At 39.9% G+C, this 26,352-nt stretch carries 27 protein-coding genes and 1 riboswitch; of the genes, 16 read left to right on the forward strand and 11 right to left on the reverse strand.

Translation table 11 applies throughout. From position 1 onward, the window contains the following. Positions 1 to 97: 97 nt before the first annotated feature. Entirely contained in the window at positions 98 to 397 is a 300-nt protein-coding gene (locus CRO17_RS01385; RefSeq protein ID WP_179636766.1) for a T7SS effector LXG polymorphic toxin, read from the reverse strand. Between the two features lie 367 nt (positions 398 to 764). On the opposite strand from CRO17_RS01385, the gene CRO17_RS01390 reads away from it, so the two are divergent. Next, positions 765 to 1,148, forward strand: coding sequence for a hypothetical protein (locus tag CRO17_RS01390; RefSeq protein ID WP_097038557.1), 384 nt, complete (start codon positions 765 to 767; stop codon positions 1,146 to 1,148). Positions 1,149 to 1,465: 317 nt separating this feature from the next. On the opposite strand, the gene CRO17_RS01395 is transcribed toward CRO17_RS01390, so the two are convergent. The 3 genes from CRO17_RS01395 to CRO17_RS01410 form a co-directional block, all read right to left on the reverse strand. After that, complete coding sequence (locus CRO17_RS01395; RefSeq protein WP_097038559.1) at positions 1,466 to 1,960, reverse strand: immunity protein YezG family protein; 495 nt, start codon at positions 1,958 to 1,960, stop codon at positions 1,466 to 1,468. Further along, a complete protein-coding gene (locus CRO17_RS01400; RefSeq protein ID WP_179636768.1) occupies positions 1,961 to 3,664 on the reverse strand; it encodes a T7SS effector LXG polymorphic toxin in 1,704 nt (567 codons plus the stop codon). Positions 3,665 to 3,972: 308 nt separating this feature from the next. Then, positions 3,973 to 4,935: a bile acid:sodium symporter family protein gene (locus CRO17_RS01410; RefSeq protein WP_097038566.1), complete on the reverse strand. Its 963-nt coding sequence runs from the start codon at positions 4,933 to 4,935 to the stop codon at positions 3,973 to 3,975. Positions 4,936 to 5,268: 333 nt separating this feature from the next. Here CRO17_RS01410 and CRO17_RS01415 point away from each other — a divergent pair, with 333 nt between their 5' ends. Both CRO17_RS01415 and CRO17_RS01420 read left to right on the forward strand, forming a co-directional pair. Further along, positions 5,269 to 6,729, forward strand: coding sequence for a sensor histidine kinase (locus CRO17_RS01415; RefSeq protein WP_097038568.1), 1,461 nt, complete (start codon positions 5,269 to 5,271; stop codon positions 6,727 to 6,729). Positions 6,730 to 6,867: 138 nt separating this feature from the next. Then, a riboswitch (glycine riboswitch) is annotated at positions 6,868 to 6,946 on the forward strand. 118 nt (positions 6,947 to 7,064) lie between these two features. After that, positions 7,065 to 8,414, forward strand: a complete 1,350-nt coding sequence (locus tag CRO17_RS01420) for an amino acid permease (protein WP_097038570.1) — start codon at positions 7,065 to 7,067, stop codon at positions 8,412 to 8,414. A gap of 256 nt (positions 8,415 to 8,670) precedes the next feature. On the opposite strand, the gene CRO17_RS01425 is transcribed toward CRO17_RS01420, so the two are convergent. Continuing rightward, entirely contained in the window at positions 8,671 to 8,979 is a 309-nt protein-coding gene (locus tag CRO17_RS01425) for a hypothetical protein (RefSeq protein ID WP_097038571.1), read from the reverse strand. 204 nt (positions 8,980 to 9,183) lie between these two features. Here CRO17_RS01425 and CRO17_RS01430 point away from each other — a divergent pair, with 204 nt between their 5' ends. The 4 genes from CRO17_RS01430 (at position 9,184) to nhaC (ending at position 14,689) form a co-directional block, all read left to right on the forward strand. Beyond that, positions 9,184 to 10,293 carry a CdaR family transcriptional regulator gene (locus CRO17_RS01430; RefSeq protein ID WP_097038573.1) on the forward strand — a complete coding sequence of 370 codons (1,110 nt, stop codon included), beginning with the start codon at positions 9,184 to 9,186 and terminating at the stop codon, positions 10,291 to 10,293. A 125-nt stretch (positions 10,294 to 10,418) separates the two neighbouring features. Next, entirely contained in the window at positions 10,419 to 11,687 is a 1,269-nt protein-coding gene (locus CRO17_RS01435) for a GntP family permease (RefSeq protein WP_097038575.1), read from the forward strand. Positions 11,688 to 11,748: 61 nt separating this feature from the next. Beyond that, positions 11,749 to 12,900, forward strand: a complete 1,152-nt coding sequence (locus tag CRO17_RS01440; RefSeq protein ID WP_097038577.1) for a glycerate kinase — start codon at positions 11,749 to 11,751, stop codon at positions 12,898 to 12,900. A 313-nt stretch (positions 12,901 to 13,213) separates the two neighbouring features. Beyond that, complete coding sequence (nhaC, locus tag CRO17_RS01445) at positions 13,214 to 14,689, forward strand: Na+/H+ antiporter NhaC (RefSeq protein WP_097038579.1); 1,476 nt, start codon at positions 13,214 to 13,216, stop codon at positions 14,687 to 14,689. A 267-nt stretch (positions 14,690 to 14,956) separates the two neighbouring features. Here nhaC and CRO17_RS01450 read toward each other — a convergent pair whose 3' ends face one another. Both CRO17_RS01450 and CRO17_RS01455 read right to left on the reverse strand, forming a co-directional pair. After that, positions 14,957 to 16,369, reverse strand: coding sequence for a DUF4179 domain-containing protein (locus tag CRO17_RS01450; protein ID WP_097038581.1), 1,413 nt, complete (start codon positions 16,367 to 16,369; stop codon positions 14,957 to 14,959). Further along, the gene (locus CRO17_RS01455) at positions 16,347 to 16,886 is read right to left on the reverse strand and encodes a sigma-70 family RNA polymerase sigma factor (RefSeq protein ID WP_097038583.1); all 540 of its coding nucleotides are present in this window, start codon (positions 16,884 to 16,886) and stop codon (positions 16,347 to 16,349) included. The genes CRO17_RS01450 and CRO17_RS01455 overlap by 23 nt, the downstream gene beginning before the upstream one ends. A 330-nt stretch (positions 16,887 to 17,216) precedes the next feature. Between CRO17_RS01455 and codB the strand changes: the two genes are divergently transcribed. The 4 genes from codB (at position 17,217) to CRO17_RS17835 (ending at position 20,538) form a co-directional block, all read left to right on the forward strand. Further along, positions 17,217 to 18,491 carry a cytosine permease gene (codB, locus tag CRO17_RS01460; protein ID WP_097038585.1) on the forward strand — a complete coding sequence of 425 codons (1,275 nt, stop codon included), beginning with the start codon at positions 17,217 to 17,219 and terminating at the stop codon, positions 18,489 to 18,491. Further along, positions 18,488 to 19,756: a cytosine deaminase gene (locus CRO17_RS01465; protein WP_097038587.1), complete on the forward strand. Its 1,269-nt coding sequence runs from the start codon at positions 18,488 to 18,490 to the stop codon at positions 19,754 to 19,756. The genes codB and CRO17_RS01465 overlap by 4 nt, the downstream gene beginning before the upstream one ends. Positions 19,757 to 19,960: 204 nt before the next feature. Continuing rightward, positions 19,961 to 20,164 carry a response regulator gene (locus CRO17_RS17830; RefSeq protein WP_281253787.1) on the forward strand — a complete coding sequence of 68 codons (204 nt, stop codon included), beginning with the start codon at positions 19,961 to 19,963 and terminating at the stop codon, positions 20,162 to 20,164. Positions 20,165 to 20,361: 197 nt separating this feature from the next. Beyond that, the gene (locus tag CRO17_RS17835; RefSeq protein WP_281253802.1) at positions 20,362 to 20,538 is read left to right on the forward strand and encodes a winged helix-turn-helix domain-containing protein; all 177 of its coding nucleotides are present in this window, start codon (positions 20,362 to 20,364) and stop codon (positions 20,536 to 20,538) included. 232 nt (positions 20,539 to 20,770) lie between these two features. Here CRO17_RS17835 and CRO17_RS01475 read toward each other — a convergent pair whose 3' ends face one another. From CRO17_RS01475 to CRO17_RS01490, 4 genes are read right to left on the reverse strand one after another with little or no spacing between them, the layout of a single operon-like run. After that, entirely contained in the window at positions 20,771 to 21,067 is a 297-nt protein-coding gene (locus CRO17_RS01475; protein ID WP_097038590.1) for a DUF4176 domain-containing protein, read from the reverse strand. A 19-nt stretch (positions 21,068 to 21,086) separates the two neighbouring features. After that, entirely contained in the window at positions 21,087 to 21,740 is a 654-nt protein-coding gene (locus CRO17_RS01480; protein WP_097038592.1) for a DUF443 family protein, read from the reverse strand. Positions 21,741 to 21,743: 3 nt separating this feature from the next. Beyond that, complete coding sequence (locus tag CRO17_RS01485) at positions 21,744 to 23,351, reverse strand: LXG domain-containing protein (protein ID WP_179636770.1); 1,608 nt, start codon at positions 23,349 to 23,351, stop codon at positions 21,744 to 21,746. A gap of 19 nt (positions 23,352 to 23,370) precedes the next feature. After that, entirely contained in the window at positions 23,371 to 23,649 is a 279-nt protein-coding gene (locus tag CRO17_RS01490) for a YwqI/YxiC family protein (RefSeq protein ID WP_097038596.1), read from the reverse strand. A gap of 311 nt (positions 23,650 to 23,960) precedes the next feature. Between CRO17_RS01490 and CRO17_RS01495 the strand changes: the two genes are divergently transcribed. From CRO17_RS01495 to CRO17_RS01515, 5 genes are all read left to right on the forward strand, one after another. Further along, positions 23,961 to 24,404, forward strand: a complete 444-nt coding sequence (locus CRO17_RS01495; protein ID WP_097038599.1) for a hypothetical protein — start codon at positions 23,961 to 23,963, stop codon at positions 24,402 to 24,404. Between the two features lie 154 nt (positions 24,405 to 24,558). Continuing rightward, a complete protein-coding gene (locus tag CRO17_RS01500) occupies positions 24,559 to 24,975 on the forward strand; it encodes a YwqH-like family protein (RefSeq protein ID WP_097038601.1) in 417 nt (138 codons plus the stop codon). Next, on the forward strand, positions 24,972 to 25,250 hold the full coding sequence (locus CRO17_RS01505) for a YwqI/YxiC family protein (RefSeq protein WP_097038603.1): 279 nt from the start codon (positions 24,972 to 24,974) through the stop codon (positions 25,248 to 25,250). The genes CRO17_RS01500 and CRO17_RS01505 overlap by 4 nt, the downstream gene beginning before the upstream one ends. Positions 25,251 to 25,268: 18 nt before the next feature. Then, on the forward strand, positions 25,269 to 25,643 hold the full coding sequence (locus CRO17_RS01510; protein WP_097038605.1) for a hypothetical protein: 375 nt from the start codon (positions 25,269 to 25,271) through the stop codon (positions 25,641 to 25,643). A gap of 98 nt (positions 25,644 to 25,741) precedes the next feature. After that, on the forward strand, positions 25,742 to 26,347 hold the full coding sequence (locus CRO17_RS01515; RefSeq protein ID WP_097040021.1) for a Bax inhibitor-1/YccA family protein: 606 nt from the start codon (positions 25,742 to 25,744) through the stop codon (positions 26,345 to 26,347). Positions 26,348 to 26,352: the final 5 nt, after the last annotated feature.

Raw genomic sequence — 26,352 nt, forward strand, 5'->3', positions numbered from 1 at the left:
TTGTTTCGCACATACCTGAAGAACGAGAAGTAATGACGGAGTATAAGCAAGAGAATGCCACGAAAGTAGTGATAGACGGTACAGTAGGTCTTTATAATTATTTCTTTGGGGATTTGCATACCCTTGCAGATTCAGATGCTTCCCTTGGTGAATATACTATGGCCTCTCTATTTACAGTTGGTAAACCCTTAAAAGCCGGAAAAGATGTAGGTAAGTTTACATTTTCCTCTTTTTCAGAGCGGCGGTTTTGCCCTTTGAATTTATCGTTCAGAGTTGTAATGCCGTTTATGGCTTGCTTGACTTGTTCGACGCCTTCTTTTGTTTTATTGATGAATTTCTTTGTACTGTCGACTTGCTGCTGGATGTCTTGTACATCTAAGTTTTTAATTGCTTTCACCACCTAATTTTCCGTTAACAGTCTCCTAATAGATAATTATAATAAAGGAAAAATATGGTGAAAGGGTTTGTGAGAAAAACACAACTATATTCCATAATTAAACAGTTATAATTATAGAAAAAAGAGTCGGAAGTCATAGGAAATGGATGTAGTAGTGGGATTAGGGGGAATGGTTGCTTTTATATGGACAAGCTATAAAGTAGGGAACATTGTGTGATGTTAACTGTCACAGGAAAATGCAGCCACTCTAATATAGAGGAGGGCTAATGTTACCAATATACCTGCTGTTTAGAAGTTACTTCAGAAGGCAATTATTGAGGGGAGTTAGTCTAGTAATCGATCCAGTTTTAGAAAGTGAGCGATATTGATGAAGTATATAGCTACAGTAACAGATCTTAACCCTCATATTGAGGAAGAAGTTACCCTTAAAATTAATCAGACAGAATTTACAGCTTTTGCTTTTGTTTGTCCTTATCCAATTGAATTAGGGGAAAGTTACCCTGTCACAATTGGATTTACAATTCTTGATGATTTGAATATACATGAAATAATCGAGAACAGAAAAGAAATAATCTGTCTTGATTCAAGCTATGCTTACCTTATAAAAGGTCTGTTGAGTAAGGATTCAATAGATGCTGGAATAACCATTAGTGATGAAGATGGATATTTTTTAAATTACCCAAAGTTAATAGGAAAACATGTTGAGGTGAGAGTCGACAGAATAAGTGCAGAATTTTTACCAAGAGATTAATTAGCATACAGAGGATCACTTCGAGGTAAGCAGTTGACTGAAGGGAGATCTTTTATAGAGGAATAGGGGCTTCTATGCGGTGGATAAGCGGAGGTTTAAAGAAAGATGCTCAGTTCAGTCACAGGTCTTCTGGAATTCGAGTATTTGCCAATCAAGGGTTTTCAGAGGTATTGCTACCAACCATCACATTCAAAATTTTAAAGTATGGATTATATAAATCATCTCTTGGGTGATAAAAAACTAAAAAACCCGAATGAGGCACTTTTATAGGGATACTTCATTCGGGGTATAGATCACTTCTCACTTAGGAGTGATATTTATTTTTCTGATTCTGAATTCTTGCTACGCTTAATATATTCTTCAATTATCTTAATATCTCTTTGATTTCTATGGTTCGGCTTAATGTTCAATTTTTCGTATTCCCAAATTACTTGCTGTTCGTAACTATCCTCATTTTGTATATCATTGTAGCGGTAATCAATGTTTAGTTTTCCTGTTGATAATAATTCGAGTGTTAAGTTGGTCCATTTTTCTTGATTTTGATTTTCAAACTCGTTCCATAAATCTCTAAGATAGTTATATAGTTCATGTAACTGTTCATTTATTTCCTCTTCAACTACATTCTCCTTATCTTCGATATCTAAGCTGAAAATAGGAGTATTTCTTTTGGTTGGGAAGTAATAGAAATATGTTCTGTTACTAAATTCGCTTACCGCAGAATACAGTATTACTCGATCCCAGTCTTCCGGAATAATTATATTTAACTGTTGACCAATTTCTTGGTAAATTTCTTCCATTCTTTCAGTGTCCATTTACTTACCTCCATATACATTTTCTAGAACTTCAACAAACTTTCTTCCGTCAATTTTATATTTTATTTCAAATCTAGTTGGACGTTCTAACTTATCAGCAAAAACAGGTTTAATATCTACAGTTACCTTCTGACCGTGCCTCAAAGCGTTAGCCCAAGTATTTTCGAGTTTTTTGTACGAACTAACATTTACATTACCATTCATTGCAACTATATTATCAATTAATGGAGAGCCATTAAATTGTGTGCCTATTAAGTGGCCACCGTGATCCCCTCGTGTACTAGGGGCGATAATTCTATCATCATTGCCAGCTGCTAACTGATGCTTTGAATTACGTGTCCCTTTCTGGAGTTTTAATTCTCCTTGCGCTCTAGATATCCTTCCAAGTTCGTCGGTCTGATATCGGTAGCCATTTGACTCATATTTCACGTTTGGCTTCAATTTCAATTCATCTAGAAAGTGACTGCCATCTTTAATTACAATATCAACATTATTGTGTACCTCGGCTTGTGCTTCTGTTTTATTTGTATCCTTAATCTTCTTATTTTTAATTCCCTTACTCTCAGCAAGATCATCAATATTTTTTTTACCAGTACTTAAAAAAGGCAAGGCTTTATCTGCTACTTTAGCTGGCTTTACAAATAAGAATAAGGCAGCCCAGGCTCTTTCCTCTACGGTCGCGTCTTGACCAAATAAAGTGAGGGCGTCTCCTAAGAAGAAATTAGCTGTTCCCTTTACGGCACTAGTAATTATTCTTTTGCCATCTTCTTGCGCATACTCCTTCATTACTTCTCGTTCTTCAGGTATATGCGAGACAAATTCATAGGATGGTCTGGATAGCGAGTTGTTAGAGTGTGGATCATAATAGGCTCTAATAATACGACCATCATCTAAGGTAAGATAATTTCCGTTCCATTCGAAGCGGTCATCTTTAACGGTCTTACTTTCTACAATTTTATCATGTAGAGCATTAAATTCCTTTTCTGTGAGAGGAACGGGTTCATTACTTATCAGCGCTTTTCGGCCGTCTGCCTGCAGTTTGAATTCCTTGTAGAATTCCTGCTTTGTTAGCTGATCGGAATTGTAATCTGCAATTGTAATATTATTTTTATCGATCACGTTTCGGAGCTTCGACATGTAGGTGTTCATTTGATCAATATCTTGCATTGGCTTATCTAGCTTTTTCGTTGCTTGAGAATCCATATCCTGCATGTTATCAACGGTCGTCTTAATCTTTTCTTTAGCATTCGAAATCGAATCCAGAAAATCAGAATCGTTGATGTGTGAGACAGATGCTAGATCACTTACGCTGCTAAGCTTGGCATTAATAGCATCACTTGTCGCGGTCAAACTAGCTTTGGATTTCTCCATCTTATTCGTCAGTTCGCCTTCCAGAAATTCTTGGCGGATAAATCCGCTTTCACTAGATTCAAAAGAACGAACTTCCTCCGTGAGGGAACTCAGTGCCTCTTCATATTGTACCAAAAAGCTCTCCATGAATTCGAGGAAGGGCTTGTGGGCTTCCTCGTAAAACGAGCGGATGGAATCGGCAGTTTTGCCTTTGAATCCATCATTCAGGGTTGTGATACCGTTTATGGCTTGCTTGACTTGTTCGACGCCTTCTTTTGTTTTGTTGATGAATTTCTTTGTACTGTCGACTTGATGCTGGATGTCTTGTACATCTAAGTTCTTAATTGCTTTCACCACCTAATTATCCCGTTAACGGTCTCCTAATAAGTAATTATAATAAAGGAAAAATATGGTGAAAGTGTTTATGGTGAAAACAGATCTATATTACCAGTATTAAACAGTCTTATTTTAAGAAAAACGAGTCGGAAGTCATAGGAAGTGGATGCTGAGTAGTTTTTCGGAAGATTTATCATGCTGTCGTGAACTTAGTAAGAGACCATTACTAGATATAGACAAAGCTAGAAAGAGAGACAAGGAGGAGGCTGCTTTAGAAAGAGAAAGTAAAAAAATAGCCACCCTTAACACAAGGATGGCTATTCTAACTAAGATATCTGCTGCTTAGGAGCTTCTTCCTTCTTACCATTATCCATCTTCGCATAAATATTAGCCAAAATAGACCCTGAGATATTATGCCAAACACTAAAGATAGCGCTCGGAACAGCTGCGAGAGGGGAGAAGTGCGCTGTGGCTAGCTGTGCACCTAATCCAGAATTCTGCATGCCAATCTCGATAGAGGCTGTCTTACTTTTTGGCAAATCCATGCGCAACAGCTTAGCAAATCCGAAACCGATCAGGTAGCCGAGTACGTTATGAAGCACGACGACACCGAAGATCGCCAAGCCGGTTTGTGCAATTTGTTGTTGGCTATTGGATACGACTGCTCCTACAATGCCGATGATGGCGACGGCTGACACAAGCGGCAGTACTTTTACGCTTGCTGTGGCTTGTCGGTTGAAGAAGCGCTTTACTAACAGACCTAAAGCGATTGGTATAATAACGACTTTTACAATGGAGACAAATAAGGAGACAGGACTAATTTCAATCCACTGGCTCGCGAATAATAGAATGAGTGCAGGCGTTACAATTGGTGCAAGAACAGTAGTAACTGCTGTAGCGGTTACAGATAAGGCAACATCACCTTTGGCTAGGAAGGTCATAACATTAGATGATGTCCCGCCTGGGCAGCATCCGACTAGGATAACACCGACAGCTACTTCTGGAGGTAATTGCAGTCCTTTAGCCAGTGCAAAGGCAAGCAGCGGCATGATTAGAAATTGCCCGGCGACGACTGCAAACACTTCAAAAGGACGCTTTACCACCCCTTTAAAATCATTGGCAGACAATGTTAAGCCCATTCCGAACATAATAATTCCTAATAATGGTGTTATGTAAGGCACAATCCACGTGAATCCAGATGGCAGCAAGAAAGCCGCTACCGCAAATAAAATAACCCAAAAAGCAAACGTACTTCCGACAAACTGACTAAATCGTTCTAAAGATTTCATCATCCACCTCTTCTTTGACTGTTTGTCAGATTGTATAACACATCTGAATAAAATTCAATATTGTTATTTTTCAGATATATTTAAATGCACTATTTATGTTTAGGAAATAACACTCAAAAATCTGCTGTGCCTAATCCTTTTTTACAGCAAGATGGAAGGTGGTATTTTCTTCACCCCACTCACTGTAATTAATTGCAGTAATTCTTCATACATCTGATATAATTTGTAGGTAAAAGTTAGCGGCTGTTTAAATCACGACATGGTGAAAAAGACATGTATATACATAAAAATATAATCCAAAAGTGGGTTTTTAGCAGTTAGGGGTTAGTCGGTATGGTTACTGGTATATTAATATGTGCCATTGGCTTACTGCCATTGTTTTTAGCATTGAGCATAAGCAAAGTTTATAATGAAACAAAGTTGTCTGTCGGAATGGTCATATCTATGATTTTAATTACCATATGGCAGTTGGATATCGGGGTTCTTTATTTACAGGATGTCTTGTCAGAAGGTTTGGTGCTATTTTTATTTAAATTATTTCGTATAGGGCCGACTTTCAGCCTTCCGATTGTACTATATGTGGCTTACTGGATTATAAAAAATCAACCGTCCGTGATAAAGAAAGTTAATGGTTTGACGAAAATCAAGTATGCTCTTTTCACAAAGAAAGCGTTGATTGGCTTTGCAATATGGAGCACAATCGTTTATATCATAAGCTGGACTAGCTTAGGAATAAAAGGATTAGTCGTTACGGAAGAGAGTATTGCTTCTAATCACTACTTACCTGATTATGGTCCGTTAGTTTGGGTTTATATCTTTCACATGGGTATCATTGTATTTTTCTTGTTCGTTGTATGTGTATTGTCAGGGAGGATTCGGAACTCACACTTTAAAAACTTCCTGAGGGGTTTTTCATTTAACGCATTGTTTCTCATCTTGCCAGGCATTCTAAACTTCCTTCCTTTAACTGGCGTTCTTACTAGCAGTATAGGTGTCATTCTATTTTCGGTGGCAAGTATGCACATTTTTGTTAAGTTCAATGTAGACTTAAAAAGTTACAATCACGAATTAATGGAAAAGCAGAAGAAACTGGATTATACAGGTCAGCTGACTGGCAGTTTGATCCATGAAGTGAAGAACACGAATGTCATCATTAAGAGTTTCTCGAGTATGTTGGAGAAAAGTGATGCTTTAATTGAAAGAGATAAGCGAACATTGGAGATGATCGGTAAATCATCCGAACATCTAGAGCAGCTGGCTGATAACTATCGTGCATATATGAAGTCCTCTGCTATGACTTTTAAGACAGATGATCTTGCGGAAATCGTCCAAGCGTCAATTGATTTTTCTGCTGGGATGCTTCAAGAAAACAATGTTAAGCTGGAATTTATAAATATTTACTCGCCGCTGAATGTTTATCTTAACAAAGCCAACTTACAACAAGTCTTCATTAATCTGATCAAGAACAGTGTGGAAGCTATGCCGGAAAACAGGGCGAACAAGAAGATTACAATTCGTACTGAAATTGATGACAAAAACATCATCATACATTTTAAGGACAATGGAAAGGGCATCTGTCCGGAGAACTGGGTAAGTGTATTTGATCCGTTCATCTCATTAGGAAATAAGAAACGCGGTATGGGGCTGGGCCTTCCTTTTGTGAAAAAAATGATGATTGAACACTTAGGAGATATCCATATAGTCGAGAGTTCATCAAATGGAACGCATTTTAAGCTTGAAATACCACAAGAAGGTATGCTGCGTGGAGGCAACTACCAAAAACCGCCCCAATAAGCAGTACAGTTTACTATTACAACTCTATTAATGCGCAATTTGACAAAAGATCTAACAAACATTAAAATAATCTACATTCAACAGAATCTAATAAACTTAATAAATAAAGCTATGAATGCTATGGGTCGTACTATAGCAGGAGCAGCTTCTGGAGAGACCGCGGTAAGTGCGGCGCCGAAGGGTTCACAATCTCAGGCAAAAGGACAGAAGAGTATCAATATCTATTTGGGTTGTGCTGCGCATGCATAATCAATAGTATTTGTTATTCTTGTGATCAAGAGATTGGAGAGCCTCCAATCTCTTTTTTTATTGGTTTGATTAAGGGGGAGTTAGAGTTGGCACAACAAGAATTAAAGAGAGATTTATCAAATAGACATGTACAGCTGATTGCCATTGGCGGAACCATCGGTACGGGCTTATTTTTAGGGTCGGGGAAAGCGATACAGCTGGCTGGTCCTTCTATCATCTTTGCTTATTTAATTGTCGGTATCGCCTTGTTTTTCGTGATGCGTGCGCTGGGAGAGCTGCTGCTGTCAAAAGCAGGCTATTCATCGATAACAGATATTGCGGAAGATTATCTTGGCTCATGGGCATCTTTTGTAACCGGGTGGACGTACTGGTTCTGCTGGATTATGACAGCGATGGCGGATGTGATTGCTGTTGGGGTGTATGTGAACTATTGGTTTGATATCCCGCAATGGATTCCTGCACTTATTTGCGTCATTGTTTTATTAGGACTGAATCTGCTGACAGTGAAGCTATTCGGCGAATTGGAATTTTGGTTTGCATTGATTAAAGTTGTAACGATATTAGCGCTGATCGGTATTGGAATTGTCTTAGTGGTTATCGGCTTCCAAACAGATTCCGGCACTGTGTCGGTCACAAATCTGTGGGAACATGGGGGACTGTTCCCGAATGGTATTTCCGGCTTCTTGCTTGCTTTCCAAATGGTTGTTTTCGCATATGTCGGCGTGGAGCTGATTGGTGTATCGGCTGCTGAAACTGCTGATCCTGCTAAAAACATCCCGTCAGCGATTAATAAAATACCATTACGGATTTTATTCTTTTATGTAGGTGCACTGCTTGTTCTGTTAATGATAAACCCTTGGACAGAGCTGAACGCAGCGGAAAGTCCGTTCGTGAAGACATTTACTTTAGTCGGGATCCCGATTGCTGCAGGTATCATTAACTTTGTTGTGTTAACATCTGCTGCATCTGCCGGGAATAGCGGCATGTTCTCTACAAGCCGGACTTTATATAATCTTGGCAAGCAAGACCAAGGTCCAGCGCGGCTTGCCAAACTGAACGAAAAGCACGTTCCGGGAAATGCGCTATGGCTATCTGCCATTGTTATCTCAATCGGAGCACTTCTAAGCAAACTCATCCCTGACCAAGCTTTCAGTATTGTAACGACAATCAGTGCAATTTGCTTTATCTGGGTATGGAGCATCATCCTGATTTGTCATATCAAATACAAAAAAACACGCAAAGACCTGCATGCGAAGTCAACATTCAAAGCACCGCTCACACCATTTGTGAATTACATCGTGCTGGCTTTGTTTGCTGGAGTTTTGGTGATTATGCTAGTTGCAGATGAGACGCGTCCGGCGCTGCTGCTGACACCGTTGTGGTTTATCTTATTATTTGGATTGTATTGGGGCAGAAACAGAAAAGGTTCTTATTAAAAGTAAGAAAGCAGACTTGTGATTGGTAGTTAAAAAATGAAAGGGAGCAGCCTCCAGGAGACGGAGGCTGTTTCGTTTATATACCATTAATTTTTCTTAATCGATACAGATTACTTTGTTTGCCAAGGCACCTAAAGATATCCTGATCCAACTAATGCGTATAAGGATTTGAAGATAAGGTCTCCTGAAAATGATTATATCCATTAAAAACACATACAGGTCTTTTTTAATCTGGCAGATTTCCTCAATCAGTTGGTTATAAGAGAACGTTTATATTCTTAAGCTGTTTTGTTAAGGCCTCGGGTTTTACTTTTCCATTTGTCTGCCGACTTGCTGGATATCCGAAAGAAGACATTAACTTAGCGCCATCGTCAATCCACTGTTTTCTGTATAACTTGTGTGTATCTTCTCTTTCCATATAGGCGTCATTTTTTATTTCTGCATCATCATCCACGCCAAATTGAAAGAAACAGCAGGAGCAAATCTCAAACGATGCTTCATTGTATTCGTTGTAAGCAGGTTCGGGTAATCCCTCAAACCCACAGACTGGACAAACATAACACATTAGATCACCTCTTTTTGATTTTCACTTATAATAAGTTACAACTCTACTGTGTCTTTCGTGTGTTGTTTGTTATATCCTGACAAGTAGCTATTCTCTTAATAGGGTATGACGTGAAAGTCTGCTAGCATGCTAACTAAATAGCTTGTTTTTCTTTTCTCTTTATAAATAAATGTACTTAATTGGACGGAAGGCAGGTAAAGAGACGTGCAATTTTTAACTTATGAATTGGCGCAGGAAATAGTGGAGCGCACGATGAAGATATTACATCAAAATATAAATGTAATGAATGACGAAGGAATCATTATAGGATCTGGTGATAAGGAGAGAATCAATCAGTTTCATGCAGGTGCACTTGTTGTCCTTGAGCAAGGAGAGAGTGTGGAGATAGACGATGCTAGTGTGGGGAATGTAGAGGGAGCAAAGTCCGGGATTAATTTGCCCATCCAGTTCAATAACCAAATTGTGGGTGTGGTTGGTATTACAGGGGAGCCTGAGCAAATCCGGAATTATGCAGAGCTTGTGAAGATGGCGGCAGAGTTAGTGTTAGAGCAGTCTGTATTATTGGAAAGGGTGCAATGGAGACAAAGACTTCAAAGCGAGATTGTAAATCAGCTTATCTCAGAAGACGTTCGGAATGAAGTGTTACTAATAGAGCGGGCGGAATTCCTGGGGATTAATCTGGAACATCCTAGAACTGCTATTTTTATTACAAAATCAGATCACACTGCCATCTCAACGCAAAATTTAATTCGGTCGATCCAATATGAAATCGGAAAGAATGATTTAATTGGTGCTACGTTTAATGATGAAATTGTTATTCTTAAAGCGATGAACGAATCCAGAGCAGAATTCGCCTCTTTCTTGAAGCGACTGTCAAAAGTGACAGGCAGCGGCGTTCTCATTGGATGTGGGGACTTGGCAAAAAACGTACAAGCATATAAAAGCTCTTACGATCGAGCAAAAAGAGCAACTAATATAGGGAGTAAGCTGCATCCTAAAAGAAGCTTCTACAGCTATGAGGATTACCAGTTTGAAATAATGCTGACAAAAAATGTGGTTAATGAGGATTTACATGTGTTTACCTATTATCAGCTGCTATTAAATCAAGATAAGAAAGGGGAACTGGTTCAAACTCTTGAGGCATATATTCGAGAGGGTGGTGAATTGAATAAAATTGCGGAAACTCTTTTTATCCATCGGAATACGTTGAGGTACCGTCTTGAGAAAATAACAGAGCTAACAGGAAAAGACCCGCGACATGCAAAAGATTTGATGGAGCTATACTTGGCCAAGCTTGTGTATGATACCTATTGATTGTGCAAATGCACAAATGCCAGATAAATTATACCTGTAATATCTATCTGTATTTACAATGTGTTCCTTTTAGAAAACGCTTACAATAGATATACATAGAAAAAGCAATCTAGGGGGAAATCATCATGGATATCACTGTAAGCGCTTTAGGAGCTGTTAGTGCCTTAATTATTGCAATTGTACTCATCTTGAAAAAAGTACCGCCAGCATACGGCATGGTTGCTGGAGCTTTAATCGGCGGGCTCATTGGCGGCGTAAATATTACCGATACCGTTACGCTAATGATGGAAGGTGCACAAGATATTATTCCGGCAGTGCTGCGAATTTTGGCCGCGGGGGTTTTAGCTGGGGTTCTTATAGAATCAGGAGCTGCATCCTCGATTGCCGAGACAATCGTCAAAAAAATGGGCGAAACACGTGCGCTTTTGGCTTTAGCTATTGCCGCGATGATACTGACAACGGTTGGGGTGTTCGTTGATGTAGCTGTTATTACGGTATCACCGATTGCTTTGGCAATTGCCAAGCGTGCTAACTTATCCAAAACAGCTATCTTGCTGGCGATGGTTGGTGGAGGTAAGGCCGGAAACATTATGTCTCCAAATCCGAATGCAATTGCCGCTTCTGATGCTTTTGGTGTACCGCTTACTTCTGTAATGGCTGCCGGAATAATACCAGCTATATTCGGCTTGGCAGTTACGTATCTGCTAGCGAAGAAGCTTGTCAGCAAAGGCTCTGCAGTAGTAAGTCAGGATGTTGAAATGACGGACAATACAAAATTGCCGATATTTATAACAGCGTTGATTGCACCGTTAGTTACAATCATCTTACTCGCATTGCGGCCGTTATTTGATATCAATATTGATCCGATGATTGCACTGCCTGTTGGAGGAATCATCGGTGCCATTGCAATGAAGAAGACAAAGAAAATAAATGAGTATGCTATCTCGGGATTAAGCAAGATGTCTGGAGTAGCCATTATGTTGTTGGGCACCGGAACATTAGCCGGAATCATTGCCAATTCGGGCTTAAAAGATGTACTGATTAATACATTAAACGCTTCAGGTATGCCTGCATACTTATTAGCACCTATGTCAGGGATTTTCATGTCAGCGGCAACTGCTTCTACCACAGCTGGTACAGCCGTAGCTAGCAGTGTTTTCAGCAGCGCCATTTTAGGATTAGGTGTATCCGCGCTGGGCGGAGCTGCGATGATTCATGCTGGCGCAACTGTATTAGATCACATGCCGCACGGTAGCTTTTTCCACGCAACAGCTGGAAGTGTCAATATGGGTATCAAGGAACGATTGAAGCTAATGCCATATGAATCAATAGTCGGGTTAACACTGGCTGTTGTTTCGACACTTATTTTTGGTGTCTTGCAGCTATTTGGTTAAAAAGCTGGTATCAGTGCTTTTATGGAAGATTTAAATCTTAATAGAAGGTAGGCGGTAAACGATGAAAATCGTAATTGCTCCAGACTCTTATAAAGAAAGTTTATCTGCGCTTGATGCTGCCAATGCAATTGAACGAGGTTTTAAACAGGTGCTTCCAGATGCTGTTTACCACAAGATGCCGATGGCGGATGGCGGCGAAGGAACAGTTCAGTCACTTGTAGATGCGACAAACGGTAAAGTGGTGGAACACGCTGTAACAGGTCCTTTAGGTGATCCTGTTAAAGCATTCTTTGGATTAATGGGAGATGGGAAAACAGCTGTTATTGAAATGGCTGCCGCGTCAGGATTACATCTCGTACCTGTGGAACACAGAAATCCGCTTGTTACTTCTACAAGAGGAACGGGGGAATTAATAGTAGCTGCGCTTGATTTGGGTGTAGAGCATATTATCATTGGTATCGGCGGCAGTGCGACAAATGATGCTGGAGCCGGAATGGTGCAGGCTTTAGGTGGAAAGCTGCTCGACGAAAATGGTAATGATATTGGTTACGGAGGCGGAGCACTAGCTAAAATTGCTACTATAAATTTGGATAGTCTTGATGATCGATTACAAGATGTACAAATTGAAGTAGCTTGTGACGTGGATAATCCATTAACAGGACCAAGAGGTGCTTCGGCGATATTTGGTCCTCAAAAGGGTGCTACTCCTGAAATGGTTGAATTGCTGGATAAAAATCTCGCTTACTTTGCTGATATTGCAGAAAAGACAGTAGGGACAGCTTTCCGAGATAGAGAAGGTGCCGGTGCAGCTGGAGGTTTAGGTGCAAGTCTGCTGGCATTTCTTCATGCGGATTTAAAAAGAGGAATTGAAATTGTCCTGGAAGCTGTAAACTTTGAAGATGCAGTCAAAGATGCAGACCTAGTAATTACAGGTGAGGGTCGAATTGATAGCCAAACGATTTATGGAAAAACGCCAATTGGTGTGGCCAAAGCAGCCAAAAAATACGGTGTGCCTGTAATTGGGCTTGCTGGCTCACTATCTGAAGATGCGGATATCGTACACGCCCATGGCATTGATGCACTTTTCAGCATTGTGCCAGGGGTTGTAACCTTGCCGGATGCATTTGAACATGCTGCAGTGTACATGGAGAGAACAGCAAGGAACATTGCAGCATCTATGAAAACTGTGAAGTATGGGAGTATGATTAAGTAATAACGGAAACTTTATCCATTAAGGATTGTTTGAAATATAATCAATCCTTTTGAACAATCCTAATAGTAGTAGAAGTTCTGCCTCTTTTTCAAGCAAGCATGGAGCTTTATTAGACCTGGAATAGTTTCAATGAGTAAACCAGCTAATAAATTGTTTATTTCGTGTGGCGAAAGGGTACGTATTATGTAAACAGTGCTAAGTATTAATTGTTTTTAAAAGTTTAAGTGCTGTTTTAAATTTATGTTTTGTTACGTCACTTTGCTTGAAAAAGTTTTCGGTATAAATAATTTCTATTTTATTAAGGAGTGTTCTTATGGAAAGTGACACGGGAAAAAGGACGATTAAAAAACCGTCGTTTAAGTATGCATTATCAATGCTATCCGTTGTAGTCCTTATCATTTCAGTTGGCCTTCTGGTATTTGATGCTTCGATTCAAATGCTGATGTTTATTAGTATACTTGCGATTATTCCGTTCATGATGGGGTTAGGTTTTAATTATAAACAAGTAGAAAAATCGATGACAAAATCAATGAGCAGGGCGCTTCAGCCAGGTCTGATTTTGTTGACCGTAGGTATTTTAATCGGTGCGTGGATTGCGTCTGGTACAGTGCCGACGCTTGTATATTACGGTATTGAGTCTATTTCTCCGCGTTTCTTCTTACTTACAACCTTAATATTTAGTTCGCTAGTTGCACTAGCTATCGGTAGTTCATGGGGTGCCATTGGTACTGCAGGAATTGCACTGATGGGTGTTGGTGCTACGATTGGTGTACCCGCTGGAATTACTGCTGGTGCAGTCATCAGCGGAGCTTTCTTCGGTGATAAAATGTCACCACTTTCGGATACCACGAATTTAACGCCAACGATAACTGGCGGTGATCTGTTCACGCATATTAAGCATATGCTTTGGACAACTGTACCATCTTATATCATTACAGCGATCATTTTTACAGTGATTGGACTGCAGTACAAATCGCCGTCTATGGAAGCAGAGAGTGTTAATCAGCTGACAGGCTACTTATCAACTAACTTTAATTTAGGGATTATCCCAATGATTCCCATCGCAGTACTTGTCACGCTGCTGATGATGAAGAAACCTGCACTTCCAGCGATCTTTATCGGTACAGCTGTTGGTGGCCTTATTGCTGTTGTATATCAAGGTTTCTCTTTTAGTGAAACAATCAGCTTCTTCTATAGCGGTTATTCCGTAGAGTCTGGAATTGGAGTAGTCGATGAACTGCTAGTACGAGGCGGCTTAACTAGCATGACAGCGCTGATTCTGTTATTCTTATTCGCCTTAGGCCTTGGCGGTATGTTAGCAGATGCTGGTGTACTGGAAGCGATTATTGATTCATTTGCAGAGAAGATTCAAAGCACCGGAGTATTCGTTTTTGTAACCATTATTGTTGGTTATGTTACGTTAGCAATCGGAGGTTCTATCTATTTCTCCTCCGTTATGACGGGAACCCTGATGCGTCCAATTTCCGAGCGGCTGAATCTTAAACCGGAGAATCTCTCCAGGGTAATTGAGGATTCAAGTACGCAAGGCGGTGCACTCGTACCTTGGACAGGAGCTGGTATCTTCGCTGCCGGTGCGCTCGGTGTATCAGCTGGAACATACATTCCATTCTGTTTCTTGGCATTTATAACCCCAGTCGTTTCCATGTTCTACGGAATCACAGGGCTGACGATGACTAAGAATAAAGAGGGGAAACAGGTTAACAAAACCATGCCTGCAACCGCAAGCGGGAAAAAGAAACCAACCAAAAGATCCCTGCCTATTCTTTAAATTGTAAACCTCTATCCACGATGGATAGGGGTTTTTTTGTTTACTTAATCAGCTTCTTACGCAATGAATTATGATATATTTTGTTGGACGGATTGTACATAATTTTAGATAGAAGCAAAAATAAGAGGAGAAATCCTTTGTTCCCGAATATTTTATGCTGGTGAAAATAGCGTGTTGAGGTCCTTAATAAGAAGATGAATTTGTAATAAGGCAGGAGATTTTAAATCAAAGGGGAAGGACTATGTGTAAATAGTCCTTCATGTACACTTACTTTAATTCAAATCTAACAGGATCCATTTCGATTGGTTGGTTTAAGCTTAATGTTCCGAATGGGACCATGAGCGAGTAGTTGGCGATGTCAGTATTATTTGAATTGCTAAGGGTGAATACGGATTGGAAATGATAGTTTTCGTCTACTGCTGTTGTTTTCGTGCTGCGGATTTGATCGCTAATTATATGATTCATATCCAGCTGGCCGTCATCATCTTCTATGATATTTTCTGATTTTATTAGCATAATGAAATCAGCAAAGTTTTGGATAATGTCGTCTCTAAGTTCTGCAGAGTTTATATTTTGCACGTGATAGTCTATTATAATCTGGTTCTTGTCGTGCTCGATTGAGTTCACTTTTATTTTATAGTCAAATCGACTGCTTTCCACCGTGAAAGGTGCGCTCTGATCTAAAGAACTTACAGTTTGCTGCTCGTCTTTCCTTAACTCGGGTTGTATAGTTAAGTACTGTGCATCTTCCGAGATCTTGGACGTAAATAACTCTCGTGTATCATGTAACAATACGCCATTATGCTGCTCTGTGGCTAGTACCTCCGCATGACTTTTTGATAATCGATTCCCCAAGTTATCAAATACCGTGATGTTAATCTCATCATTCTCACCGTCAGCAGGTTTGGTTGTTTTATAATTAAGGAAAGTAGTGGCTTTTCCTTTCGTTACAGATTCTATCTCTATTGCATAATTTGTCTCGTGGGCAGAAATAATTTTCTCTTTAGCAGCGATTGTTTGGGATGGAATTTGCGTGACTGGTATATCAAATTTCCATTTGCCCTTTACTCCTGTGATAGAGGTAAAGGTTAAAGGAAGTGTGTAGTTCTTTGGTAAGTCAGCGCTTTCGTTATGAAACTCCATTGCACCAACATAACCATCGTCTGCTTTTTCCAAACTTGCCATACTTCCTGCCCATTGCTTTTGCTCATCTCCATCAAAAAGGTAAGAACTATAACCAACTTCTGGTCCTCTCTCCTCCATTTTATCTAAAGAGATTCTATCTCCTTTTGCTAGAAATGTTAAACCGATAACATTTCCATCGTAATAAGCACTTGTAATGGTCACGTCTATCGCATTGCTGCTTGCTGTTTGATTTAGTTGTGTAACAAGCTTGCTTTCAAACAATTCATACCCAATCTGCATGCTAAATCTATCATATATGGAACCAATAATTGGAACAGAAGCAAGTACATTGGTTATTGGTGCAAACAGTAGTCCAGATGCCAGGAAGGCAGATGCAGCAATGGATGAAGTGATTGCAAGTTTTCTTACTCTAACTCTTTTCTTTCGTTCAGTATCTTTTTTGCCTTTTTTAATACCGTTTTTTATTGTGTTCATCACTTCCTGCTCCGGAAAATCTATCTTATCCAACTCCTCATTGATACGCTGTTTGTTCATACGCTATCCCACCCAATTGTTTTTTTAATTCCATCTTTGCGCGACGAAGATTTGTTTTAACCGTATTCTCGGACATTTCAAGCGTGTTACCAATTGATTGTATAGAGAGATCATGATAATAAAATAAGATTATGACAGTTTGATAAGTTTTGCTTAATGCAGATATTGCTGCTAGTAAGTCTAACTTTTCTTCCATATTAGACGTATCTTCTGAAGCTTGGTGCTTCAAAAAGTCTTCATCTAAGACAAGTTTGTTCTTCTTGTCCAGAAAATCATAAGAAGTACGAATCAGGATCCTTGTAAGCCAGGTTGTAAAGAATTCTGGTTGTTTTACTTGTTCAATTGATACAAAAGCCTTGTAAATAGTTTCCTGCAGTACATCTAGTGCATCCTCTTTATTCTTTACATATAGAAAAGCGGTTTTATATAATTTTTCACTTTCGTTCTTTATAAGCTGTTCAAAGGCTCTTTCACTACCCTTTACGGCTTTCTTTACAAGCTTTACTTTATCTTTCAAATCATGGCCTCCTTTCTAAATGTTAGAGACGTAATACAGTGATAAAGTTTCAAGATATTTATCAAAGATTCAACGCGGCACCGTATAACGGCAATACAGGATGTTGACTTTTCTCACTAATATTGCAATAATAACTGTAATTTGAATACTGGTACCTTTAATTCAGTCCCGTGAGGCTGACAAGGACATTCGGAAACGTTGCAGATGAACAGGGGAAGTCTACCCTTTTATCTGCATGTTAAGAGAGGCTTCCTGTCAGTGATGGCAGGAAGCCTCTTTTTTTACTCCTCTGGTACCAGTTTTAGTCTAAATAAAACAGGGGGAATAGCAATGGAACAGAAACGAATCGATCATGATTTTTCTTTGCAGGCAGTGCCGCAATCACATCGGAATGGTTTTTGGAAGATGCTGATGCTCATGCTTGGGTTTACTTTCTTCTCGGCGAGTATGGTGGCAGGAGGAACATTAGGGTTAGGGTTAAGTATGATGCAGTTCATCGGAATTGTGCTAGCGGGTAATTTGATATTAGGAGCTTATACAGGAACACTTGCTTATATCTCAGCGAAAACTGGACTTTCTACACACCTATTAACACGTTACGCATTTGGCGAAAAAGGTTCTTATCTTTCTTCCTTCCTGCTGAGCGCTACACAAATTGGCTGGTTCGGCGTTGGGGTGGCGATGTTCGCGGTGCCCGTGCAAAAGGTAACCGGCATGGATACGACCGTATTAATTCTTATCTTCGGGATTTTGATGACAGCGACAGCTTTCTTCGGAATGAAAGCACTGACGATATTAAGTTTTGTCGCAGTACCAGCAATTATTGCGCTTGGCGGATTTTCTGCCTTGGAAGCAGTGGATGGACTTGGCGGTCTTGACGGTTTCATGCAGTATCAGCCAACCGAAACGCTTGGAGCAGCGGCGGCATTAACCATTGGTGTAGGATCGTTCATTAGCGGCGGTACGTTAACACCTGATTTCACACGATTCGCGAAAAGCCCGAAAGTTGGCGTATCAACGACAGTCATCGCATTCCTTATCGGTAACTCGCTCATGTTCGCGTTCGGAGCGATTGGCGCCATTGTCACAGGTCAATCCGATATTTCGGAAGTGATGTTTGTACAGGGGCTTATCATTCCGGCAATTATTGTCTTGGGACTAAACATTTGGACGACAAATGATAATGCCATCTATGCAGCTAGTCTAGGTATCTCGAACATTACGAAAATCAAGAAAAATAAAGTTGTAATTATCAACGGTATTATCGGAACAATCTTTGCGATGTGGCTTTACAACAATTTCGTCGGCTTTCTTACAACGCTTGGCTCGGTGCTGCCGCCAATTGGAGCTATTCTGATTGCAGATTATTTCATCGTACGTCGCGGCAAGTATCCGGCGTTTGAGAAGATGACATTCAAAGCGGTGAACTGGAATGCAATCGCTGCATGGGTTCTCGGTGCAGGAGCGGCGAAATTTTTACCAGGGATTCCACCGCTTAACGGACTGATTGGAGCGGCAGTTGTTTATGTCGTACTTTCCATTATTGCTGCCAAGGCAGCAGAAGCGAACTTAAATCTAGAAGCAGAAAAGGTGACAGAATTATGATTATACGAAATGCAAAACTCAGAAATAGAGAAGGCCTTTGGCAAATTCTAATTCATGAAGGAAAGATTGAAAAGATTGCTCCAACGATTGAAGTTACTGCGGAACAAGACATGATGGATGTACAGGGAAACCTCGTTCTGCCGCCTTTCGTTGAGCCGCATATTCACTTGGATACAACGCTGACAGCTGGCGAGCCGCACTGGAATGAAAGCGGAACGTTATTTGAAGGGATTCAGCGCTGGTCGGAAAGAAAAGAGTCGCTTACCTTGGAAGACGTTAAAACACGTGCCAAAACGGCGTTAAAATGGCAAATTGCACAAGGCATTCAGCATGTTCGGACGCACGTTGACGTTACCGATCCGGATTTAACGGCATTAAAAGCTTTGCTGGAAGTGAAAGAAGAAATGGCACCATTCGTAGACTTGCAGCTCGTGGCTTTTCCGCAAGAAGGGATTCTCTCTTATCCGAACGGCGAGGAGCTGCTGGAAGAAGCGCTGCGCATGGGGGCAGATGTTGTCGGCGGTATTCCGCATTATGAGTTTACAAGAGAATACGGCGTTGATTCGCTTAAAACGGCCTTTAAGCTGGCAGAGAAATACGACCGGCTCGTAGATATCCACTGTGATGAAATTGATGATGAGCAATCTCGTTTTGTGGAAGTAGTAGCTGCGGAAGCCCACCGACTTGGCATGGGAGAGCGTGTTACCGCAAGCCACACGACAGCGATGGGATCTTATAATGATGCGTATACGTCTAAGCTGTTCCGCTTGCTGAAGCTATCCAATATTAATATGGTGGCAAATCCGCTCGTCAATATTCATCTGCAAGGACGTTTCGACACCTATCCCAAACGCAGAGGAGTTACACGAGTAAAAGAACTGCAAGAAGCAGGAATCAATGTTGCTTTTGGACATGACGATATTTTTGATCCATGGTACCCGCTAGGTACTGGTAACATGCTGCAAGTGCTGCACATGGGCATTCATGTGACACAATTAATGGGTTATGATCAAATCGTAAATTCGATTGATCTGATTACAACAAATAGCGCCAAAACGCTGCACATTGAAGACAAATACGGTATGGAAGAAGGCAAGCCGGCTAACCTGATTGTGCTAGACGCAGAGAATGAATACGAAGCAATTCGTAAACAGGCCAGCGTTCTGTACTCTATACGAAACGGAAATATCGTTGCCGAGACAAAGCCGAGAGAAACAATGGTAAAGCTTGGTGAGACTTTCGAGAATATTACGTTCACAAAGTAAGTTCATACCAAAAGTGTACAGCCTCCTCTGCAAAGTCAGGGGAGGCTTTTTTACATGTCGCTAGATATTATTCCAAAATTAAACAAAACACCCATTACTATTTACCGTATACTATTCATAGAACATATGGATACTGGATGAAAGAAGTGAGCGGCTGAAGCGAGAGGTTATACCGTATTTTCGGCATTTGATGGGAAAGCCGCATTGAATTTGTTTGCTCAAGAATCTGTTGATCTGGTTACCTTGGATTTGATGCTGCCTGAATACAATGGGTTGGATATTATGCAGCTGATCAGACGGGATAACATGCTGCCAATTTTGATTATGTCTGCCAAGGATAGTGATGTGGACAAGGCATTGGGGCTTGGGTTTGGAGCAGATGACTATATCTGCAAGCCGTCTCGCTGATTGAGCTGACGGTTAGGGTAAAAGCAGCACTGCGGCGGTCAACGCAATACAGTCAGCAGAAAGAAGATACCGAACAGGTTGTGGATGTACAAGATTTACATATAGATTTAAAAAACTTCTCTGTCAGTAGAGAGGAGAGACGCTTTATTTAACGGTGAAGGAATTCGAGATTTTACGCGTGTTAGCTGCGAATCCGAATCAAGTATTTACCAAAGGACAGCTGTACGAAAAGTGTATGGAAAGAAGCTTATTACGGTGATGATAATGTTATTAATGTTCACGTTCGAAGACTGCGAGGCAAAATTGAAGATGATGCGTCTGCTCCATCTTATATAAAAACAATTTGGGGAATTTATCCAGAAAGGGAACGGTGATATTGCTTTCAAAGGAGATGCCCCTGTATCTATAAGATAATAATCCTCGTCAAAATTCTATACCTTATATTTCCTCTTAACCTTCTGATTCCTCCATAAATTGATACATACACCTCGCATAAGTCATAGGGTATTAAAAGAAGCAATGCCTTCTATTATCCCCTTAATAGAATCTAGGTGTAACAAATATAGCACCAAGATAAATGAAAAATCTTGATGCTTTGTCTGTTGTTTATTTCAATGGGCCACTTACAACCCCTTTTTGAATTTCATTTTCATCAAGCCATTGTTTATACAAGGAATGGAATCGATCCTCGTCACTATCTTTGAATCCTTCAAAAATCACTTCATCAATATTCTCTTCATTAAAGTAAAGGACACTATCCGCGACCAATCCTTGTGGATAAACACAAGCAGAGTAATCAAACATTTTTTGTTCTCCGTCTAGCTCTATGATAGGGCCGCGGTTGAGAATCATTAATTTACTTGTTCCTTCTTTAAGGTAGACTATTGATCCGATAGGTAACATATATTTCCTCCTAGTTTGTCTATTTAATTATTACTTTTAGTGTATTCTTTCCTTGCGGGACAGTCGCTATATTAAAGAATATCAACATGAAAAAGAATACAATGTAGCAAATTAATATGAAAGTATTGCCAGAAATTATAAAACCATACATAGCTCCTGCAGCAAATGCTCCTATGAATATCATTAAAAAGGTAAGACTAATCCAACTCTTTATTGACTTTGGGAAAACCCATATATTTAAAGAGTTAGTGGTAAAGTTACTATCCAATTTTATCTGTTTAGAAATAGACCTCTTATTACGTAAACTGATTTGAAATCTAAAATAGATTAGAATTACTGTAATCAAAAAAACAATTGAGCTGGCCAATACAGGTGATATTGGAATAAGAAAATAGTCTAGTGTAGGCTCAATTAGATTAGCAAGTAATAAAGAAATACCGACTCCAAACATACTCAATTTGGCACTCTTTATATCTTTATTCGGTACAGTTTGCAGAATACTAGCAGACTCTTCACTAATCTGTACAACTTTTTTAGGGAAATACCAATATATAAATGGAAATAGAAAAGTGAACACAAATGGCTTGTCTTTGTCAATAATGTAAAAGTTATTATCTATTTTAATAAGTTGGTATCTAAAATTCTTTAATATAATAAAAGCTTCCGTACTCATATATTAATTCCATCCCCAATTCATTGGATTGAGTGATTCTATTCCTGATTTAATTGCTTCACCAGTTTGATCAATCGTATTATTCACACTGGATCCTAAATCACTAAACTTGTCACCTACGTAACTTACACCCTCACCTATCTTGTTTCCAACGTAATCCAAACCGTCTTGTAACCCTAAAATATTCTCGTCATACGCCCAATTAAAGAACGTAGATGCAAAAGCACCAACAGCTATTGACCCTAGAACTGCCCAACCTGCTGGATTAGAAACACCTAGGGCTGTCAATGCTATAGTTGTAAGCCCTGAACCGGCAGCTCCTCCTGCCATCCCTGCAAGTAAAGAGGCGCCATTGTGAGTAAAAGCCTCTCCATGTGTTTTATCCTTTTTAGTTACATCTTCATACCAGCCCCACCCAGCACTTCCGAATGCTAAAAATTTTCCTAACACTTTGCCGCTAGATTCTATCCTATTGCCATATTTATTCCATGTATGAGCTAACTTTGCGCCCTTTGAATCGAGCATTACAAAACCATTAGGTCCTGGTGGTCCGACAATACCTCTCTTATATGCTTGTTTTTGAAGGAATTTACCTATACGTTTTCCTTCCAACCCTATTTGTTGGACGCTGTTGTGAAGTACATCTTTAGAAACATCTTGGGTAATTTTATCAACGTTTTTCTCAATATACTCTATTAAAGTATCAGTCTTATCTTTCTCAGACTCTTTTTTTAAGTCCCTGTTCTTTTTAGTAGCTATAGAAACGATTGAATGATAGTCTTTTCGTGTTATATTCCCTTTCTCCAAATCCTTGTATGCATGGCTTATGATTACACGCATACCTTTATCTAACCCTTTTTCCGTGTTTTTCCTGGCAGCAGCAATCGCTGCCAAAGGCAGATACTGAATATTTTCTTCAGTTATCTCAATACTCCCGTTTCCATAACTCTTCTGGATTACACTTTGGTAGCTATCCATTCCCTTCAGAGATGCTACATCGAATTCACTTACTGATATTGTGCCGTTGCTTAACCCAGTGGTCATTTCAGATAAATACTTTTTCAATGTTTGCAAGTCGCTTTGTGTTTCTTCGAGTTTTGCTGCGTGTTTGCTGTCAAGGTCGTTCAGATTGTTCACGACAGTGGCTATCTGGCGGTTGCCTTTGTCTATACCAGATTCGAAATCTGATTGATTAATACTTTTGACAGATACAATATCCGCCACGCTGGATAGGGTTTGATTTACTTTATCTGTGACAATTCCGGCTTTTAATTTCGCATTGTCCAATCCAAGTGTTAGCTCGTCTCTTAGGAAGATTTCACTTATAAATCCTTGATGGCTGGATTCAAAGGATTGTACGTCGTTCTTCATGTCTTCCAGTCTGCCTTTGTAATCTTCCATCGATTGCAGCAGGAAAGTGAGGAAGGGGGTATGTATTTCGTTGTAAAAGGAGCGAATTGCTTTACCGGTTTTGCCTTTTAAAGCATCCTCCATATTGTTAAAGTTGCGGACTTTTTGTTGTAGGGTAGATAGCTGTTCAAAAAAAGTATCTAAATCTATTTTGGATGTTTCGGTACCTTTGTGAATTTCTTTTACCGCGAGTTCCTTCAATATATTTCCTCCTTCCTATTTATTGCAATGATATCTGATTGCCTAAAGCTTGATCTAATTCAACCAGCTCTTGTACTGCTGCTTCTGTTGCTGTTATATTGTCTTGGAATAGTGCAATGAACTGGTTGAGGACTGCTTCGTATTCGGCTTTGATTTCATTGTATGCATCACTCATTTTTATTCCGTGGTTACCGTCCATTGTTTCGCCGATTTCTTTTTTTAATGCTTGCACTGCTGCGCTCATCTCTTGAATGCCTTTTTGTGCTTCAGCTTGTTTAATCTTAATTTCTCCGCTCATCTATGGGGGACTCCTTTCCATAAAAGTTGCTTATTCTACCCTAACGAAACCCTTTTCCATTTTGTAGAGTATTAAGTACCTTTTTCCTCATCTTTTGAGTTCTGCATCTAGGGAAATAGTTTTATATGCTTATTTTTCATCTTGGAACGCTTACCTATTACCCTTTTTGTTGGATTATTATTACATATAATTACATAATTTTGATTTTAATTGTTATTTGAAAGGGAATAGTTTTGTAACTGTAGATTTTTTGCTAATCATATAAACTCTAACTTTTGTCTGCTGTACTTCAACTGGAGGAGGAACACTTTATGAAATTTAGATACACAGAACCAATAATAAAAGAAGCCTTCCGAGAATTAGTTTTGCATAATTCCGACGACACCTCAGGGCCAATACCAGACTTTGAAATGACACACCCTGTGATGGGAATTATAAGAAAGGCAGACGGAGAAAAATCATCAGTAAACTGTGTGATGGACATAGAAGAAGATGGATTATTAGTCGTGCTAATGCATTTATTTAGAGCAGACAAAGCAATAGCGGCTTGGTACTTCGGTTTTTCAGGTGTAGAGCACCTCAAGTTAAAAGATGGATGGCTAAACGCTACGATCACTTTGAAGAGTGAAGGGAATGATGGTGATTATGTTTTTCAAATAAGGAAACGAAGCCCTAAAAATCTGCCTAACCAAGAGCAAAATCTAAACTATTTAACAGAAGGTTTAGCAGAAAGGCTGAACAACGTGTTGGAATAGAGTCTTGTAGGAATCCACAACCTTTTTACCATTACTATTCAGTCACATTATGGAAAAACAAGGCAGAAGTCTTACAGATTTTCTGTGATAAATCCTTTACTGTAATAGTAATGAAGTTTTAGGGCGGTATGAATCAATGTAAGGAGTGGTGGAAATGTCGTTAGCTTCTATTAATAGTCAAATCAGAAACACCGAGCAGTCAATCAGCAACTTGCACACGCAGGTAGGATTGAAGCAGGATGAAATTGATCGGCTTAACCGTGCGATTGCGGAGATTGAGAGTTTGCAGGGAGATTATGAGGAGAGCAGAAGACACTGGCAGGATGTACAGTTGTCGGCGGGCACATGGAAAGGGGAGTTGGCTGACAAGTTTGAGGCTTTTCGGGACGGTGAGCTGGCTGCCAGTTTTCGAGATGTTTCGGAAGCAGAGGTAGAGCGCGTGCTGGATGAATTGCAGCAGGCGAAGAGTCTTCTTGTGGCAGAAGTTGATAACTGTCAGATGCAAATCGCTTACAAACAAAGTTCATTGGATAGACTGCATGCGGATAAAAGGCAGGAAATGAAGTCATGAGTGAAATTAAATTACAAGCTAGTCTTGTTCAGCAGAAGCTGGCAGATCTTAAAGCAGCCCTAGCTGATTTCCAAGCAGGCAACCCAGATTCAGGCAGCGGTCAAGAGATGCTGGATGTTCAAGCAAAAATAAACGATTTGAATGACTCTTTGAATAACCTAATTCAAGATTATCAGCAAATGGCACTGCAGCATACAGAAGCAGGCCGTGATGCAGTGGATTCTTTGGAGAATTTAGAACGAACAGTGGCCAATATGATAATTGGACTTAAATAGGATGAGGAGCAAGAGAATATGGGTGTAAGTGTTAAGCGTAATACAGGTATGATGGGCGGTTTAGCAAAGATTGCTGTAGTTGTGGATAATGAGCATGTAGTGAAGTTGGGAAATAGCGAGGAAACAACTGTCGGTTCTGGTGATGCTCCGGTTAAGCTGCAGGCAAGGCAGTGGTTTTTTGGGAGCAAGAAGCTGGAAGCAGCCCCAGGTTCCCGTGTTGAGGTGCGTATTAATTCAACGGCCATGATTCTTTTTCTTGCTGCATTTATCTGTCTGATTTTCAGTGTTGTAATTAGTCCGCTTATTTCAGCTGCGGCGCTCGTGCTGTTTATTCTGGTTATTGTGTACGGAATGAATAATTGGTTCCAGTTAGATGAATTAGATGAAAAGTAAATTTATGAAACCTATCGTACAAATGGCGCGTATATATCCTAATAATAATTTTAGGAGCGATGAAAGTGGAATACGCGATAGATAATCAAAAGACAATCATGCAAAAGGTGCTGCAGACCTTCTTGATGACGCTGTTAATAGCGACCATCGGAATTTATGCAGGTCATTTTGTACCGCCGGTGCTCATGCTGCCGTTGATTATAGTGGAATTGGGAATGCTGATTGCAGCGTTTTGGCTTAGAAGGAAGAAGGCTGTCAGCTACACATTCATCTATATATTTGCTGCTATCTCTGGTATTACGACATACCCGGCAGTAGCTTATTATGCGTCGACGTCAGGTGCAAATGTCGTACTGTATGCATTCACGACGACATTTGTTATCTTCGGTGCAATGGCGCTGGTAGGAGTTAAATCGAAAAAGGATTTCTCTTTCCTTGGCGGATTCTTATTGATTGCTTTAATTGCATTAATTATTACCGGTTTAATCGGAATCTTTGTACCATACAGTGACGCAACAATGCTGGGGATCTCGGGAATAGGCTCTGTCGTATTCTCTCTCTATATTCTGTATGATTTCAACCAAATGGCTAGAAATCATGTGACAGAAGAGATGATTCCGCTAATGGCGCTGAACTTATACTTAGATTTCATTAACTTATTCTTGAATATCTTGAGATTCCTCGGCATCTTGTCGAAGGACTAAGATAA

It is taken from the genome of Terribacillus aidingensis, from assembly GCF_900215625.1.
Lineage (GTDB): Bacteria > Bacillota > Bacilli > Bacillales > Amphibacillaceae > Terribacillus > Terribacillus aidingensis.